Source organism: Streptomyces sp. TLI_146 (assembly GCF_002846415.1).
Classification (GTDB): domain Bacteria; phylum Actinomycetota; class Actinomycetes; order Streptomycetales; family Streptomycetaceae; genus Streptomyces.
In genome coordinates this window covers 2,886,651-2,903,456 of the sequence record NZ_PJMX01000001.1, presented here as the reverse complement: position 1 = coordinate 2,903,456, position 16,806 = coordinate 2,886,651, and the positions used below count along the sequence as shown (strand labels likewise).

General features: G+C 71.5%; 16 protein-coding genes. 11 read left to right on the top strand and 5 right to left on the bottom strand.

Annotated features, from left to right (window positions below; all coding sequences use genetic code 11):
* Window positions 1-79 precede the first annotated feature (79 nt).
* Together BX283_RS39805 and BX283_RS13265 are read left to right on the top strand one after the other, a co-directional pair.
* On the top strand, window positions 80-235 hold the full coding sequence (locus BX283_RS39805; RefSeq protein ID WP_107503678.1) for an SPW_0924 family protein: 156 nt from the start codon (window positions 80-82) through the stop codon (window positions 233-235).
* A gap of 31 nt (window positions 236-266) precedes the next feature.
* On the top strand, window positions 267-1,256 hold the full coding sequence (locus BX283_RS13265) for a DUF3068 domain-containing protein (RefSeq protein ID WP_101387824.1): 990 nt from the start codon (window positions 267-269) through the stop codon (window positions 1,254-1,256).
* 88 nt (window positions 1,257-1,344) lie between these two features.
* On the opposite strand, the gene hrpB is transcribed toward BX283_RS13265, so the two are convergent.
* Both hrpB and BX283_RS13255 read right to left on the bottom strand, forming a co-directional pair.
* Window positions 1,345-3,963 (bottom strand): ATP-dependent helicase HrpB, encoded by a 2,619-nt coding sequence (gene hrpB / locus BX283_RS13260; RefSeq protein ID WP_101392317.1) that lies wholly within the window; start codon window positions 3,961-3,963, stop codon window positions 1,345-1,347.
* A gap of 201 nt (window positions 3,964-4,164) precedes the next feature.
* Window positions 4,165-4,983, bottom strand: a complete 819-nt coding sequence (locus BX283_RS13255; protein WP_101387823.1) for a class I SAM-dependent methyltransferase — start codon at window positions 4,981-4,983, stop codon at window positions 4,165-4,167.
* Window positions 4,984-5,354: 371 nt separating this feature from the next.
* Between BX283_RS13255 and rpsA the strand changes: the two genes are divergently transcribed.
* Window positions 5,355-6,863 (top strand): 30S ribosomal protein S1, encoded by a 1,509-nt coding sequence (gene rpsA / locus BX283_RS13250; protein WP_101387822.1) that lies wholly within the window; start codon window positions 5,355-5,357, stop codon window positions 6,861-6,863.
* A 92-nt stretch (window positions 6,864-6,955) separates the two neighbouring features.
* Here the strand turns inward: rpsA and BX283_RS13245 are convergent, their stop codons facing one another.
* A complete protein-coding gene (locus BX283_RS13245; protein ID WP_101387821.1) occupies window positions 6,956-7,921 on the bottom strand; it encodes a right-handed parallel beta-helix repeat-containing protein in 966 nt (321 codons plus the stop codon).
* A 332-nt stretch (window positions 7,922-8,253) separates the two neighbouring features.
* Between BX283_RS13245 and BX283_RS13240 the strand changes: the two genes are divergently transcribed.
* The 4 genes from BX283_RS13240 to BX283_RS13225 all read left to right on the top strand — a co-directional run bounded on the left by BX283_RS13240 (window position 8,254) and on the right by BX283_RS13225 (window position 10,749).
* Window positions 8,254-9,135 (top strand): PAC2 family protein, encoded by an 882-nt coding sequence (locus BX283_RS13240; RefSeq protein ID WP_373298536.1) that lies wholly within the window; start codon window positions 8,254-8,256, stop codon window positions 9,133-9,135.
* Between the two features lie 92 nt (window positions 9,136-9,227).
* The gene (coaE, locus tag BX283_RS13235) at window positions 9,228-9,830 is read left to right on the top strand and encodes a dephospho-CoA kinase (protein ID WP_101387819.1); all 603 of its coding nucleotides are present in this window, start codon (window positions 9,228-9,230) and stop codon (window positions 9,828-9,830) included.
* 67 nt (window positions 9,831-9,897) lie between these two features.
* Complete coding sequence (locus BX283_RS13230; RefSeq protein ID WP_101387818.1) at window positions 9,898-10,284, top strand: DUF3592 domain-containing protein; 387 nt, start codon at window positions 9,898-9,900, stop codon at window positions 10,282-10,284.
* Window positions 10,285-10,377: 93 nt separating this feature from the next.
* Entirely contained in the window at window positions 10,378-10,749 is a 372-nt protein-coding gene (locus tag BX283_RS13225; protein ID WP_101387817.1) for a tetratricopeptide repeat protein, read from the top strand.
* Here BX283_RS13225 and BX283_RS41555 read toward each other — a convergent pair.
* Complete coding sequence (locus BX283_RS41555) at window positions 10,746-11,006, bottom strand: DUF6343 family protein (RefSeq protein WP_257582713.1); 261 nt, start codon at window positions 11,004-11,006, stop codon at window positions 10,746-10,748. The genes BX283_RS13225 and BX283_RS41555 overlap by 4 nt on opposite strands.
* A gap of 137 nt (window positions 11,007-11,143) precedes the next feature.
* On the opposite strand from BX283_RS41555, the gene BX283_RS13215 reads away from it, so the two are divergent.
* Window positions 11,144-12,052: an acyltransferase domain-containing protein gene (locus BX283_RS13215; protein ID WP_101392316.1), complete on the top strand. Its 909-nt coding sequence runs from the start codon at window positions 11,144-11,146 to the stop codon at window positions 12,050-12,052.
* A gap of 31 nt (window positions 12,053-12,083) precedes the next feature.
* On the opposite strand, the gene BX283_RS13210 is transcribed toward BX283_RS13215, so the two are convergent.
* A complete protein-coding gene (locus tag BX283_RS13210) occupies window positions 12,084-12,503 on the bottom strand; it encodes a hypothetical protein (protein ID WP_306822801.1) in 420 nt (139 codons plus the stop codon).
* 310 nt (window positions 12,504-12,813) lie between these two features.
* On the opposite strand from BX283_RS13210, the gene BX283_RS13205 reads away from it, so the two are divergent.
* From BX283_RS13205 to BX283_RS13195, 3 genes are read left to right on the top strand one after another with little or no spacing between them, the layout of a single operon-like run.
* Window positions 12,814-14,088 (top strand): triacylglycerol lipase, encoded by a 1,275-nt coding sequence (locus tag BX283_RS13205; RefSeq protein WP_101387815.1) that lies wholly within the window; start codon window positions 12,814-12,816, stop codon window positions 14,086-14,088.
* A gap of 49 nt (window positions 14,089-14,137) precedes the next feature.
* Window positions 14,138-15,187, top strand: coding sequence for an alpha/beta fold hydrolase (locus tag BX283_RS13200; protein WP_101387814.1), 1,050 nt, complete (start codon window positions 14,138-14,140; stop codon window positions 15,185-15,187).
* A gap of 7 nt (window positions 15,188-15,194) precedes the next feature.
* Entirely contained in the window at window positions 15,195-16,706 is a 1,512-nt protein-coding gene (locus BX283_RS13195) for a carboxylesterase/lipase family protein (protein ID WP_101387813.1), read from the top strand.
* The last annotated feature ends 100 nt before the right edge of the window (window positions 16,707-16,806 follow it).

Sequence of the window (16,806 nt, the reverse complement as noted above, 5' to 3'; positions counted from 1 at the left end):
GTCCCACGTGTTCTCATCTCACCCCCGCGTTGCTACGGTGCCCCAACCCTGACGACCCATCAGCTCCGGGAGGCCGAGCATGCGCGCCCTCGTCGCCGCGGCCATCGGGCTCGCCGCCGCCCTCGCCATCGTGCTGACCGTCACGGCGATCGGCGGACCCGAGGGCACCACCTCGCCCAAGCCCCTGCTCACCACCGTCCCCACCGCCCCCGGGGCCGTCCCGCCCGGGAAGTAGAGAAGCAGAGAAGTAGAGGAGAGCCGGCCGCATGCGACGCAAAGCCAGCCTGATCCTGCTCGCCCTCGCCGTCTTCTTCGCGGCGCTCTCCCCGCTACTGCGCTGGTATGCCTTCCCCCGGCTCGCCAAGGTCTCGCCCAGCCAGTACCAGGAGACGGTCCTGGAGGCGAAGAACGCCACCCTCCTCGACTACAAGCAGTTCAAGTCCGTGACGGTCCCCAAGGTGACCATCGTGCAGACCCTCAAGGGCAACGTCGAGGAGTCCCGGAAGATCGAGAAGACCGCGGGCAAGGACGTCGTCGTCTGGGACTCCCTGACGTATGTCCTCGACGACAAGGGCCAGTTCGTCTCCAAGAACCCCGAGCGCTATATCTACGACGCCCACAGCCAGGCCCCGGTCCACGCCACCGGCGAGATGGTCGACGGCGACCCGGTCAAGCGCGAGGGCATCGAGTTCAAGTGGCCGTTCCTCACCGAGAAGCGGGACTACGAGTACTTCGACGCCCAGAGCCGCACCAGCGCCCCCATCCACTACAAGGGCACGGTCGCCTTCCACGGCCTCAAGGTCTACTACTTCGAGCAGACCATCCCCTGGACCCGGGTCCCCTTCCCCAAGGCCATGCCCCTCGGCGTCACCCCCGAGGTCGCCAAGCAGACCGGCCTGACCCGGTGGTACAGCACCAAGCGGATGTTCTGGGTCGACCCCGTGACCGGCGGACCGGTCAACGGCGAGGAGATCCACCAGGAGGAACTCCGCAACGCCACGGCTCTGTTCGGCCAAGACAAGATCACCGCCTTCTCCGGTCATGTGAAGATGCGCGAGGACTACGTCGACCACACGGTCGCGCTGATCAAGAAGAACCGCACTCTGATCCTGCTGCTCACCTCCTATCTCCCCTGGGGCTTCCTCGGACTCGGCACCACACTGCTCGCCCTCTCCCTGTGGCTGGAGGCCCGCAGCCGCCGCCCCGGCACCCCGGCCCCGACGGCCCGCACGGAGCCGGAGCCGGTCAGCGCGTGACGCCGGGCGCGAGGCCGGGTCGGGTTGCCGCACGTCACCGTCCAGCAGGTCGACCATTCAGCCGTTCAGCAGGTCGCCCGCCCTCAGGTCACCGCTTGAGCCGGGCGTTGGTGTGCCGCGTCGGCTCGGCCCGCGAGGGGTCCTCCGGCCAGGGGTGCTTGGGGTAGCGCCCGCGCAGCTCGGCACGGACCGCCCGGTAGCCCTCCCGCCAGAAGTTCGCCAGGTCGGCGGTGACGGCGGCGGGGCGCCCGGCCGGGGAGAGCAGATGTATGAGCACGGGCACTCCGGCGACCTCCGGCGTCCCCTCCAAGCCGAACATCTCCTGGAGCTTCACCGCGAGCACCGGCTGCGCACCCCCGTACTCCACCCTGATCCGCGACCCGCTCGGCACCTCGATCCGCTCCGGTGCCAGCTCGTCCAGGCGCGCCGCCTCGCCGCTCGCCCACGGCAGCAGCCGGGTCAGCGCCTGCCCCGCGTCCAGCCTCCCCAGATCGGCCCGGCGCCGCGCCCGGGACAGCTCCGGCTCCAGCCACTCCTCGGCCCGGGCGAGCAGTGCCCCGTCCGACACGTCCGGCCACGGCTCGCCCAGTGTCCGGTGCAGAAACGCCAGCCGCTCCCGCAGCCCCCCGGACTCCCGCGACCACCGCAGCAGCCCTATGCCCTCCTTCGCCAGCCCCTCCAGAAGCGCCCGCCTCACCAGAGCGGGGTCGGGCTGCTTCAACGGCCGCACGGACAGCTCCACCGCGCCCAGGCGTTCCACTTCCCGGGCGACCACATCACCGTCCTCCCAATGCACCTCCTCGCCCTCGGCCCCCAATGGCCCGGCGGCCACGCGCGCGATGCCCTCGTCCACGACGGCGGCCAGCCGCACGCGTGCCGAAGCGGCCTGCACCGGCCGGTCCGCCACGGCCACCGCCAGCCACGCTGCACTCCGCAGCCCGGACCCCTGCCCCAGCTCGGCCCGGGTGCCGGACACCATCAGGAACGAGCCCTCACCCCGGGCCCGCGCCACCCGCTCCGGAAAGGCCAGCGCGGTGACCAGCCCGGCAACGGCGTCGTCCGATCCCGATCCCGACCTCAAAGGCCCTTCCGGACCGGAGCCCGAGGAAGAAGAGGCGGACACGGAACCTGCTCCCGGCGCCGTCGACGCGGGACCCGCCCCTGTCCCCGTGGACGCGGACCCCGCCCCCGTCACCGCCGACGTCAGCCGCCGCACCTCCTGGCGCCAGCGTGCCGCGTACCCGTCGCCGCCGCGGCGGGCCGTGCGCCACGCCGCCGCCAGATCGTCCCCGTACTCCCTCGGCGGCTCCTCGCTCAGCAGCGCCACCACCTCGGCCGCCCGGCGCGCGCCCACCTCGGCCACGCCGTCCAGGAGCGCCCTGGCCAGCCGGGGGTGCACCCCGAGCCGGGCCATCCGCATCCCCCGCTCGGTGGCCCGGCCGTCCGCGTCCACCGCTCCGATCGCGGTGAGGACGGAGCGGGCCGCCGCCATGGCCCCGGCGGGCGGGGCGTCGAGCAGCGCCAGTCCCTGGGCGGTCGGATCGCCCCAGCACGCTGCCCGCAGGGCGAAGGACGCCAGATCCGCGATCTTGATTTCGGGGGAGGGGAAGCGCGGGCGCCGCGCGTCGTCGGCCGGCGCCCAGCACCGGTACACCGTGCCGAACGCCTCCCGGCCCGCACGGCCCAGCCGCTGGGTCGCCCCCGCGTCCGACACCGTCACGGTCGCCAGCGAGCCGAGCCCCCGTGCGTGGTCGACGCGCGGCTCGCGGGCCAGCCCGGAGTCGACGACGATCCGCACGCCCGGCACGGTCAGGCTGGACTCGGCCACGGAGGTCGCGAGGACCACCCGCCGACGCCCCTCGCCGCCCCGCAGCACCGCGTCCTGGACCGCCGCCGGAGCCCGCCCGTGCAACTGGAGGACCTCGGCGTCCACCCCGTCCAGCATCCCGGCCGTCCGGGCGATCTCGCCGGTGCCCGGCAGGAAGCAGAGCAGATCCCCTTCGTGCGCCTCCAGGGCCAGCCGGACCGTCGCCGCGACGTGGCGCAGCAGCTGCTGGTCCACCCAGGTGCCGTGTGCCGGGCGGATCCCGGCGGGCGGCGGGGCGTAGTGGACCGCCGCCCCGTGGCCCTGTCCCGTACTCCGCACCACCGGCGCCGGGCCCGTGCCGTCGGCCACCGTCAGAAGCTGCGACCAGGCCTCCGCGTCGCTGGTGGCGGACGCCGCGATCAGCTGGAGCTCCGGGCGCAGGGCGGCCCGTACGTCCACGAGGAAGGCGATCGCGGTGTCCGCGTCCAGATGGCGTTCGTGGCACTCGTCGAGCAGCACCACGTCCACGCCCGCGAGTTCGGGGTCGCGTTGCAGCCGTTGCAGCAGAACGCCGGTGGTGACCACTTCGACGACCGTGCCGGGGCCCGTGCGGCGCTCCCCGCGCACGGAGAAACCGACCGCGTCCCCGACCTCCTGGCCCAGCAGCCAGGCCATCCGGCGGGCGGCGGCCCGGACCGCCATCCGCCGGGGCTCGGCCACGAGCACCCGCCGCCGTGGCCCGGCCCCGGTCAGCCCGGCCAGCGCCAGCGGCACCAGCGTGGTCTTGCCGGTGCCCGGGGGCGCGGACAGGACCGCCGTGCCGTGCCCGTCGAGTGTGCTCAGCAGCTCGGGCACGGCATGGCGTACGGGAAGACGCTCGATCGCGTCGGTTCGGATCACGACCACAGTTTCGTACGTCCCGGCCCGGCCGCGTTTCCGGTCGTCCACAGACCAGCTGGTTTGTGGGTTTGTATTACTGGTGGGGGTGAGGTGAGGCCGCTGCCGGGGCGGCGGCCGACCCTGGCCGCCATCTCAGGCCCGCCGCGTAACCTCCGCTGATCCCATTACCCCCCCGTGCACACGCGCCCGCCCGCGTACGGGCTAATCCCGCTCGCACACGAAAATCGCCGTGCCCGGAATCAGATTGCCCCGCAGCGGGGACCAGCCGCCCCACTCCTGCGTGTTCCAGGCGGGCCACTCCGGTTCGACCAGGTCCACCAGCCGGAAGCCCCCGGCCACCACGTCCCGCACCCGGTCGCCCAGCGTCCGGTGGTGCTCGACGTACACCGCGCGCCCGGCCTCGTCCTGCTCCACATACGGCGTGCGGTCGAAGTAGGACGCGGCCACGCTCAGCCCCTCCGGGCCCGGCTCGTCCGGGAACGCCCAGCGGATGGGGTGGGTGACGCTGAAGACCCAGCGCCCGCCGGGCCGCAGCACCCGTCGGACCTCGCGGAAGACCCGCACCGGGTCGGCGACGAACGGGACCGCCCCATAGGCGGAGCACGCCAGGTCGAAGGAGCCGTCCGCGAACGGGAGCGCCCCCGCGTCCGCCTCCACCAGCGGGACCGCCCCGCCGTCGATGCGCAGCGCGTGCTGGAGCTGGCGGTGCGAGAGGTCCAGGGCGACCGGCCGGGCGCCCTGGGCGGCCAGCCAGCGCGAGCACTGGGCCGCCCCGGCACCGATCTCCAGGACGTCCAGTCCCTTTAGGGACTCCACGGGTCCGAGAAGGGCCGCGTCCGCCTCGTCCAGCCCCTCGGGGCCCCAGACGAAACGGTCGTCCCCCAGGAACGCTCCGTGGTCACTCTGGTACTCGTCGGCGTTCCGGTCCCACCACCCGCGGCTGGCCCGGCTGCTCTCCGCTTCGTCGGTGTCACGCCGCGTCGCATCGGGCTCGTATTCGGCCTCGTACTCTTGGATCATCGTGCCCGTCGTTGTAGTTTGCGCAGAAGCGCGAGCGCCGCTGCGCGGCCTCGTTCTGCTGGGGCCGGCATGGGCCTGCGTGGCCTCGGAGAACCTAAGTTGTGCCGGGATTGCGGGGATCCGCCCCGGGTGTGCGCCTTCGCGCATTGACCCTGTCCGGCTGCCCCCGTATGCTACAAGTTGCGCTGCGAGCCTGCGCACCTCAGACCTAGCAGGCGCGCTCCCACTGTTGTATGTCCCCTCGGTATTCGAGGCGCCCCCGGTTCGCCGGGACGGGCGCTTCCTAGGCTGTCCGGCTTCTGCAGAGGCGATACGGGCTCTCGGCGTAGCAGTACCTACGACTTCATGTCCGTACCGGAGCCCTTTCCCACATGACGAGCAGCACCGAGACCACCGCCACCACCCCGCAGGTTGCGGTCAACGACATCGGTAACGAGGAAGCCTTCCTCGCCGCGATCGACGAGACGATCAAGTACTTCAACGACGGCGACATCGTCGACGGCGTCATCGTGAAGGTCGACCGGGACGAGGTCCTGCTCGACATCGGTTACAAGACCGAAGGTGTCATCCCGAGCCGCGAGCTCTCGATCAAGCACGACGTCGACCCGAACGAGGTCGTCAAGGTCGGCGACGAGATCGAGGCCCTGGTTCTCCAGAAGGAGGACAAGGAAGGCCGCCTGATCCTCTCGAAGAAGCGCGCTCAGTACGAGCGTGCCTGGGGCACCATCGAGAAGATCAAGGAAGAGGACGGCATCGTCACCGGTACCGTCATCGAGGTCGTCAAGGGTGGTCTCATCCTCGACATCGGCCTCCGTGGCTTCCTGCCGGCTTCCCTCGTCGAGATGCGCCGCGTCCGCGACCTCCAGCCCTACGTGGGCAAGGAGCTCGAGGCCAAGATCATCGAGCTGGACAAGAACCGCAACAACGTGGTCCTGTCCCGCCGTGCCTGGCTGGAGCAGACCCAGTCCGAGGTCCGTCAGACGTTCCTCACCACCCTCCAGAAGGGTCAGGTCCGCTCCGGCGTCGTTTCCTCGATCGTCAACTTCGGTGCCTTCGTGGACCTGGGTGGCGTCGACGGTCTCGTCCACGTCTCCGAGCTCTCCTGGAAGCACATCGACCACCCGTCCGAGGTTGTCGAGGTCGGCCAGGAAGTCACCGTCGAGGTCCTCGACGTCGACATGGACCGCGAGCGTGTCTCCCTGTCGCTGAAGGCGACGCAGGAGGACCCGTGGCAGCAGTTCGCCCGTACGCACCAGATCGGTCAGGTCGTCCCGGGTAAGGTCACGAAGCTCGTTCCGTTCGGTGCGTTCGTGCGCGTCGACGAGGGCATCGAGGGCCTGGTCCACATCTCCGAGCTGGCCGAGCGCCACGTGGAGATCCCGGAGCAGGTCGTCCAGGTCAACGACGAGATCTTCGTCAAGGTCATCGACATCGACCTTGAGCGTCGCCGGATCTCGCTGTCCCTGAAGCAGGCCAACGAGTCCTTCGGTGCCGACCCGGCGTCGGTCGAGTTCGACCCGACCCTGTACGGCATGGCCGCGTCCTACGACGACCAGGGCAACTACATCTACCCCGAGGGCTTCGACCCCGAGACCAACGACTGGCTCGAGGGCTACGAGACCCAGCGCGAGGCGTGGGAGGGCCAGTACGCCGAGGCGCAGCAGCGCTTCGAGCAGCACCAGGCCCAGGTCATCAAGTCCCGCGAGGCCGACGAGGCCGCCGCTGCCGAGGGCGCTGCTGCCCCGGCCGCCGGTGGCAACGCCGGTGCCGGCATCTCGGGTGGTTCGTACTCCTCGGAGTCGGACGACAACTCCGGCGCCCTGGCGTCGGACGAGGCCCTGGCTGCCCTGCGCGAGAAGCTGGCGGGCGGCCAGAGCTGACGCTCTGACCCCGGTCGGTAGATAGCCGAAATGTAAGGCCCGCTCCCCATTGGGGGGCGGGCCTTACATCGTTCTCCGGGTAGGGATGGCCGTCACGGGGTGACCGGGATGTTGGTCAGCCCCCTTCCGCCGGTGACGGTGTTGCTGCTGTAGACGGTGGCCGGGCAGCCGCTCGCGCTGTAGTTGGTCACGTTGACGGCGAGCCGCAGCGAGCCGGGGGAGTCGCTCAGATCCGACGTGTTGGAGCGGAAAACGGTGCCGCAGCCCCAGCCGGGCTGCTGGGTGTGCGTCTCGTAGCCGTTGTTGAGGGTGTGGACGCCGGTGTTGCCCTCGACCACGACCTTGTTGCCCTTCACGTCGACCCAGGAGTCGTCGTAGTTGGCATTGGTCAGCCCGCTGCCGTCGAAGTGGTTGCCGGCGATCCGGGCCCCGGTGGTGCCTTCTTTTATGTCGACGTTCTCGCCGCCGACCCCGGGGCCGATGGTGTTGTCCAGGATCTGCACCTGGTCGCTCTGGTCGGAGAGGTCGCCGGCCGTGCCGACGTACACGCCCTCGCCCATGCCCGAGCCGTCCCGGCCGGTGTCGTAGATGCGCGAGTTCCTGATGACGCCGTTCCTGCTGGACCTGCGGAAGTGGACGCCCTCCATGGCGAGGCCGTGCACGGTCACGGAGTCGATGACGACACCGCTCGCCGCGTCCATCATGATCCCCTTCTGGCCGCCGGTGACGGTGAGGCCCTGGACCGTCCAGTACGAAGCCCCGTTGAGGTACAGGCCGTAGCCGCCGCCCGCCCTGAGTACGGCCTTCGGCGAGCCCGTGAGGGTGATCCGCGCGGACGAGGTGCCTGGGACGGTCGTCTTGAAGTTGCCGGTGTACGTGCCGTCCGCGAGCCGGATGGTGTCGCCGGGGCGGGCGGCGGTGAGCGCGGACTTCAGCTGGGCGGCCGTGGACACGTCGACGACGGCGGCGGACGCGTCGGCCGATGCGGCGGCGAGACCGAGCCCACCGGTGGCGAGGGCGCCGGTGAGCAGGAAGGCGAGCAGCGGGCGGTTACGCATGGGGGTCCTCCGGGCGAGGTGGGGGAACCGTTCTCGTACGCGGGAAGTTCTCTTACCTGAACACTGGACGCGTTTCTGAACTCTGCGTCGTCAGGTGACGGTAGGGAGGGTGTGTGGGCATGTCAAGGTCCGGACCAGTGGCCGGAAATGGCGGACCGGGCCGGGCAGAGCCCCGTTCCGGCCGTTGTGAGAACAGCATGTGAAACGCACGCGCGCGGGAATGCCGTTGTCCGACGGGGCGTTCTTCCCTACGAACACGAGGAGGAGCGGTAATCGTGCTTGATCCGCAGGGTTTGTACGAATGGGAGCCGAAGGGCCTCGCAGTCGTCGACATGGCGCTCGCGCAGGAGTCGGCCGGCCTGGTCATGCTGTACCACTTCGACGGATACATCGATGCGGGTGAGACCGGCGAGCAGATCGTCGGGAAGCTGCTGGACAGCCTGCCCCACCAGGTGGTGGCGCGCTTCGACCACGACAGACTTGTCGACTACCGCGCCCGCCGGCCGCTGCTGACCTTCAAGCGGGACCGCTGGACGGACTTCGAGACCCCCGCGATCGAGGTGCGCCTGGTGCAGGACGCCACGGGCGCGCCGTTTCTGCTGATGTCCGGCCCGGAGCCGGACGTGGAGTGGGAGCGTTTCGCCGTCGCCGTACGGCAGATCGTCGAGCGCCTCGGTGTACGCCTTTCGGTCAACTTCCACGGCATTCCGATGGGCGTTCCGCACACCCGCCCCGTCGGCATCACGCCGCACGGCAACCGCACGGACCTGATGCCGGGTCACCGCTCGCCCTTCGACGAGGCGCAAGTGCCCGGCAGCGCCGAGTCGTTGATCGAGTACCGGCTGATGGAGGCCGGACATGACGTCCTCGGCGTGGCCACGCACGTCCCGCACTACGTGGCGCGGTCGGCCTACCCGGACGCCGCGCTGACCGCCCTGGAGGCCATCACGGCGGCCACGGGCCTGGTGCTGCCGAGCATCGCCCACGGTCTGCGGACCGAGGCACAGCGCACCCAGACGGAGATCGAGCGCCAGATCGGCGAGGGCGACGAGGAACTCGTCACGCTCGTGCAGGGACTTGAGCACCAGTACGACGCGATCGCGGGCGCCGAGACCCGGGGCAACCTGGTCGCCGAACCGGCGGACCTGCCGTCGGCGGACGAACTGGGCCGCGAGTTCGAGCGGTTCCTCGCGGAGCGCGAGGGAGACGTCTGACGGCCGGGCGCCGGCTCCGGTGGTGGTCCGGCGCAACGGCCCGAAGGGCCTGGGAGCGTACGGCATGAGCGGCATCCTTTAGGCTGCCGCTCATGCTGAAGGTGGGCCTGACCGGCGGAATCGGCGCCGGCAAGAGCGAAGTGTCGCGCATGCTCGTCTCGTACGGGGCGGTGCTGATCGACGCCGACAAGATCGCCCGCGAGGTGGTCGAGCCCGGAACCCCGGGGCTGGCGGCGGTGGTCGAGGCGTTCGGCGCCGGGATCCTCACGGCGGACGGCACCCTGGACCGCCCTGCCCTGGGTGCGATCGTCTTCGCCGACCCCGCGAAGCTCGCTGTCCTGAACGGCATCGTCCACCCGCTGGTCGGCGCGCGCTCGGCGGAGCTGGAGGCAGCCGCGGGCCCCGACTCAGTGGTGATCCACGACGTCCCGCTGCTGACCGAGAACGGTCTGGCCCCGCTGTACGACCTGGTGGTGGTCGTCGACGCCGCCCCCGCCACGCAGCTGGACCGGCTGACGCGGCTGCGCGGCATGGCGAAGCCGGAGGCCGAGGCGCGGATGGCGGCCCAGGCGACGCGCGAGCAGCGGCTGGCTGTGGCGGACCTGGTCATCGACAACGACGGGCCGCTGGAGGCGCTGGAACCGCAGGTCAGGAAGGTGTGGGGCGAGCTCCTGGAGCGGGCGGCCGCACGCTAGGCCGAGTCTGCCGGCAGGAAGTCTCAAATCCCCGCACCACCTCACCCCCCGGGATTACGATCCCGATGTGCTCTTCGTACTGGCGGGTTTCACGGTCTTCGGCGGGCTGGTGGCACTGCTGGCCGGTGCGTACGGGCTGCGGGAGACCCGGCGCATCGCGGCGGCCGGCGCCGCTACCTGGGCGCTGGTCAAGCCCGCCCCGCCCGGCTCCGGGCGCCCGCTCCTCCAGTACGAGACGGCCGACGGCCGGGTCCTAGAGCTGCCGTCCCCCGTACCGCCCACGCGGCGCGAGCCACTGACCCCGGGCGCGCGCGTGCACCTCTCCTACGACCCGGCCGACCCGCGCGAGGTCATTCTGCTGGGTCGGGAACGAACGGGCCTGGACCGTACGTTTGTAGCGGCAGGAGCCGCCGTACTGGCCGTGGGTCTGGTCCTGGCGATGGCCGCGCTGTGAGCGCGCCTCGCACTCCGTGACGGGCGGAATGAATACGGAATACGGGAACTGGGCAGTGCGTTGTCATCGCGCAGCGAGGGAAAGGACTCGACCGTGGCCGAGAGCACCCCGGAAACGCACGTCATCGACTTCCGCGCGGCGGAGCAGCTGCTGGCTGCCCGTGACCCTCGCGGCGCGGTGAAGCTCCTCGACTCGGTCGTCGCGGCCCACCCCGAGAACACCGCCGCCCGCCTCCTGCGCGCCCGCGCGTTCTTCGCCGCGGCCCAACTCCGCGCGGCGGAACTGGAATTCCAGCTGGTCCTGGAACGCGAACCGGACAACGCCTTCGCCCACTTCGCCCTGGCCCGCACCTACGAACGCACGGCCCGCCCCGACCAGGCGGTCCGCCACTTCCGCCTGGCGGCGGCCCTGGACCCGAAGCCGGAGTATGTGGAGGCGGCGCGGTTCGACGTGGACGACGCCTAACGCCGCCGAGGCGGCTCATAGGGGGGAACGTCAGGGCCCGGCTGGTAGTGGGGCCCCTGATGGATGTGGTGGATGATCATGGTGAGGTCGATCGCGATCACCAGGGCGAGTGCCGCGCACGCCCCCATCCACCCGGGGCGGTCCTCCAAGGCGAAGCCCGCCGTGCCTGCTAGGGCCCAGATCAGGCCCCATACGCTCAGCCAGAACCGCATCCGCAGGGGACTGCGCGCGGTCGTGGGTTCACTCCCAGTGCGCATCGCCATCGCCTCTTCCAGAGGAATTTTACCCACTGGGTGGCTGGATCGGGCTGTTCGATGGGGCTTCGCCGCACGGCAACCCCGGATCCCGTGACCGGGTGCCGCATAGGGTGACGCGCATGGTGGACGAGGACGCGCTGTTGCCGGTGGGGGACGAGTTGGCCGAGGTGCTGCTCGACCTCGCCGTACCGCACGAGGACATCAATGAACTCGTGCGGATCGCCCGGAGGTTGGAGGGCGATCCGGAAGCGGGCGGGCTGCTGGAAGAGTCCGTTCGGGCGCTCGTGCGGGACATCGGCGAGGTCGGGTTTCAGCCTGAAATGCCCGCGGTTTCCGAGGGGTTGGGGGGAGCGGCGGCCGTCCGGCGACTCTTTCCCGTCCTCGTCCTGCTCGCCGCACTGCCGCATACGCGCGCGTACCACGACGAACGCGCCGTGCCCGCCGACATCGCCCGCCGCACCCTCGCCGACTTAGGGCGCCACCTGGCCATTCACCGCAGGCGGTACGGGAACGCCGGTCTGCTGGACCCGCGCTGGCTGTGGCGGCACTTTCGCGGGGAGCTCTACCAGGTGGGGCGGTTGCAGTTCCAGCGGGACAGGCTTGGGAAGCGGACCGGTGAGGCGGTGCGGGCCGCCGGGCTGCCGCTCGGGCCCGGCGACGCCTGCCTCAGCATCCACATACCGGACTTCCGGGGGCCGTTGACCCCGCAGGCGTGCGACGCCTCGCTCGCGCTGGCCAAGGACTTCTTCGCGCTCCACTACCCCGAGGAGACGTACCGGGTCGCGGTCTGCCACTCATGGCTGCTCGATCCGCAGCTGGAGAAGTACCTGCCCGAGGAGTCCAACATCGTCCGCTTCCAGCGCCGGTTCCGCACCCCGTATCGGGAGACGGAAGCGGACGATCGGCTCCCTGTCTTCTTCGTCTTCGGGGATCCGGACCTGCCCGTGGAGGCGCTGCTCCAGCGGACCGCCGTGGAGCGCGCCGTCGCCGGCCATCTGCTCGCGGGCGAGCACTGGTACCGCGGGCACGGGTGGTTCGAGCTGTGATCCGTACGCCCGGTACGCGCCCCGCCCGGCGTCAGTGCACGAACGCGTAGCTGCGCCAGGGCCGGGTGTTCGGTGCGATGTTGTCCCCGAGACGGCTCGGGATGTACGCCATCTCCTTGCCGCGGCAGTCCAGCGTCCGGTACACGCGGACGTCCGCCAGCGTGTTGTTGAGGACGGCCGTGGCGCCCGTCGGCGCCATCCGGTGGCAGCCCTTGATCGGCGGGCTGCTGATCTTGACGATCCGCTCCGCCGCGGTCGAGTACGAGAAGGTGCCGACCGCCGTACGGCCGAGGCCGGAGCAGGCCGCGGTGGCGAGCGCGAGCAGCGACGCCCCGGCGGCGAAGCCGAGCCGCCTCCTTACGGACGCCGACCGCGCCCATGTGGAGCGCCCCGACGGGGACGGGGACGGCTCGGACGGGCGCGGCGCGAGCTGGGACACAGGCACGGACATGAGCGGTCCTCGTCTGTACGGTCTGTACGGTGTGCGGCGGTGGTACGGCGGTCAGTACCGCCACCCTGCCCGGTGCACGCCACCCGGGCATCCCGTGCGCGGCCGGCCGGGCTACGCCGCCTCGACGGGCCTCCGGTCGGTGGCTCGCACACGCTCGGCCCCATATCCATCGGCCTGGTTATGTGGCGCGCGCATATCCCCGACCCATGTACCGGCTGCCTAGCGTCGTGGTCGCAGCCAGATCAGCCTAGGCAGAGGGGGCCCGGACGTGCGTAGCGGACACCGTGGGGGATGGAGGGCGGCGCTCGCCGTGACAGCGGCGCTCGGCGCGCTCCTGACGGCGGGAGGCACCGCCACAGCCGGCAGCAGCGCCCCGGAGGGCAGCACCGCCGCCCCACCCCCGTACCTCACCCAGGAGGCCTCCTACGGCTCCGGCACCGTCACCAACGGCTGGGAGAAGGTCGAGCGCTACCGCGACACCACGCCGGGCTTCCAGGCGGCCGCCTCCGAGGGCTATCCGCCGGACGGCCGCGGCAACCAGGACGGCGTCCGCGTCACCTATTTCGGCGGCGTCGCCCGCCCCACCTCCGACCGCTTCCTGCTCTACTCTGCCCCCGGCTGGAACACCGGCGCCAAGGCCACCCCCGTCCTCCTGGTGCACGGCGCCAACGACACCGCCGACCGGGCCTGGGCCAACCCCGGCGAGTCCGGCGGCTACGGCTGCGGCGCGCTGTCGTGCCCCTCGACCGGCCTGATGCAGTACCTGGCGGCCCGCGGCCACCGCGTCTTCGCCGTCGGCTTCGCCCACAAGCAGGGCGACAACCTGATGCAGGCGCAGGCCGTCGGCGACGCCGTCGCCCTCATCAAGGCCAAGCTGGGCGTCGCCCAGGTGGACCTGGTCGGCTGGAGCAAGGGGGAGCTCTCCACGCGCGCGTACGTCTCGTCCCTCAAGCCCTCCTGGGGTCGCGGCTACGCCGGTGACGTACGGAAGCTGATCACGCTCGGCGGCCCCAACGGCGGCTTCGACTACCCGTACGCCCACGGCTGGGCCCATGACTTCTCGATCTGGCCGGAGTGCGGCGGCAAGATCAACGCACCCTCCCCGCACTCCCGGATGACCTGCTACGGGACGTACACGGCGCACCCCGAGTTCTCCATGACGCCGTCCGGCGGCTACGACGACTACCCGGGCCAGCGGCAGATGCTGGCCCGCTGGGACGGCGTGTACGGCGTCGACCAGTCGGCGCAGGACTGGTACACGACGTATTACGGAGGCCAGGGCTTCTACACGGCCGGTGACGGCATCCAGCCGGCCATCGAGGCGGGCTCGCTGGTCGCCCCGCTGCAGCGCGCCGGAATCCCCGCCTCCGTCACTACGTACCTGCTCGCGGGCGGCTCGCCGGACGTCATAGGCATCTTCAACGAGAACCGGGGCCCGAGCGACGGGGTCGTCTTCGTCTCCAGCGCGCTCGACACGACCGGCGTCGCCACGGTCGGCGGCAAGGCCACGGTGACCGGGGCCAACCACCTCGAACTCGGCTGGAACAGCGCCTCTGAGGCCCAGGTCGCCGCCTGGCTGGCCTGACCCACCGCCCCTTGAGAGCCCGAGCTCCCGAAGCCGAAGGACGGCCCGTATGCCCACTCTCACCGCCCGCCGGGTACCGACCGCCCGGCTCACCCAGCACATCCTGGAGGACGCCTCCAGGGACGCGGGCGAACCGGTCGTCTTCGTACATGGAAACGTCTCCTCCTCCGCCTTCTGGCAGGACGCCATGCTCGCCCTGCCCGAGCGCTACCGGCCGGTCGCCGTCGACCTGCGAGGCTTCGGCGGCACCGATCCGCTGCCGGTCGACGCGACCCGTGGACTGCGCGACTACGCCGACGACTTGATGGCGCTCCTCGAAGCGCTGCATATGGAGCGCGCACACTTCGTCGGCTGGTCCATGGGAGGCGGTGTGGTGCTGCAACACATGAGGGACCGGCCTGCCATGGTGCGCTCGCTGACAATGGTCAACCCGGTGTCCCCGTACGGCTTCGGCGGCACCCAGGGCGTGGACGGGCGGCTCAACTCGCCGGACGGCGCGGGCTCGGGCGGCGGCACCGCCAACCCCGACTTCGTACGGCTGCTTGCCGAGGGCGACCGGGGCGAGGAGTCCCCGCTCTCGCCCCGCAACGTGCTCTCCCTCTGCTACGTCAAACCACCACGGCGGCTCGCAAGGGAGGACGAGTACGTCGAGGCGATGCTCGCCACCCGGCTCGGCGACGACCACTACCCCGGCGACAGCAAGCCCTGCGAGGCCTGGCCCGGCACCGCCCCGGGCACGCGCGGAGTGCTCAACTGCCTGGCCCCGACCCACTTCCGCCTCGACGACCTGCACACCGCTCTCGCCGCACTCCCCGCGAAACCGCCGGTGACCTGGGTGCGCGGCGAGGACGACGTGATCGTCTCCGACACCTCGCTCTTCGACCTCGCCCACCTGGGCGCGATCGGCGCGGTGCCCGGCTGGGACGGCACCCCGGCCCAGCCCATGGTCGCCCAGACACGGCACGTTCTCGCCCTTTACGCGCGCGTGGGCGGCAGGGTACGAGAGGTGACAGTGCCCGGATCAGGGCACGCGGTGCACGTCGAACGCCCGGCGGAGTTCGGCGCGGCCCTGCTGGAGACGCTGGCCGAAGGAGTCTGAGGCACAGATGGAACCGATCAATCCGGTGGAACCGCCCGCCACGCACGTGTGCACGACCCGGCAGGGCGCGGTGCGCGGCCGGACCGGGAGCGACGCGGTGACGTCCTTCCTCGGCATTCCGTACGCGGCACCGCCGTTCGGGCCGCTGCGGTTTTTCGAACCGGCCCCGGCGGCCTCCTGGGAGGGCGTACGGGACGCCTTCGCGCACGGCCCGTCGGCGCCCCGGGCCCCGTACGCCCCGCCCATGGACGCCCTCATCCCGGACGCCGACGGCGGGCAGGGCGAGGACTGCCTCAACCTCAGCGTGTGGACCCCGCACCCCGGGCCGGGCGGCGGCCTGCCGGTGATGGTCTGGCTGCACGGCGGGGCCTTCTCCAACGGCTCGGGGGTGGGACCGGCGTACGACGGCACCGCCTTCGCGCGCGACGGCGTCGTCTGCGTGAACGTCAACTACCGCCTCGGCACGGACGGTTTCCTGCGGCTGCCGGGCAGGCCGGACAACCGCGGGCTGCTCGACCAGATCGCCGCCCTGGAGTGGGTCCGCGACAACATCGAGGGCTTCGGCGGCGACCCGGACCGGGTGACCGTGTTCGGTGAGTCGGCGGGCGGGATGAGCATCGGCGTCCTGCTCGCGCAGCCACGCGCGCGTGGGCTGTTCCGCCGGGCGGTCCTGCAGAGCGGCGCCGCCCACCACTTCCTGCGGCCCGCGACGGCCGAGCTGATCACGGCGCACCTCGCGGCCGCGCTGGGCATCGAGGCGACGGGGACGGCGCTGACCGAGGCGTTCGCCCGGGTCCCCTTCGGGGACCTGCTGCCCGCCCAGGCCCGGCTGCGGGCCGAGATGGGCGCCCGCCCGGACCCGGCGCTGTGGGGCGAGGCGATGCTCAACATGATGCCCTTCGAGCCGGTCCTGGACGCGCTGCCGCTGCCCTCCGCCGACTGCGGGGTGGACCTGCTCGTCGGCAGCAACCGCGAGGAGTACCGCCTCTTCCTGGTCCCCACCGAACGGCTGCACCTCCTGAGCGAGCGGAAGCTGCGCGCGACGACCGAGGCGTACGGGCTCGACCCCGACAAGGCGCTGCCCGTCTACGCCGAGAGCCGTCCCGGCGCGGGCCCCGGCGAGCTCTTCGACGCCGTGGCGACCGACTGGTTCTACCGGATCCCCGCCCTCCGCGTCGCCGAGGCCGTGCCCGGCACGCGCGTGTACGAGTTCGCCTGGCGCTCGCCGCAGTACGGCGGTCTCCTCGGCGCCTGCCACGGCTCGGAGCTCGGCTTCGTCTTCGACAACCTCCGCGACCCCGTGTACGCCCCGATGCTCGGCGACCACCCGCCGCAGGACCTCGCGGACGCGATGCACGGCGCATGGGTGGCCTTCGCGGCGACCGGCGACCCGGGCTGGGACGCCTACGACCGGGAGACCCGTACCACGATGGTCTTCGGCGCCTCCCCACACGCTCCGACCGAGCTGGTCCGGGACCCGCGGGCGGCGGAACGTGCCTTGTGGGAGGGGGTGCGCTGAGGCCGCGGGCCCCGATTGTCAGACCCCGCCCGTAAGGTCGTAGGGCAGTCGCGGATCGCGTGCCGATCCACGGCCCTACGGACGAGGGGAGGTGACCTGA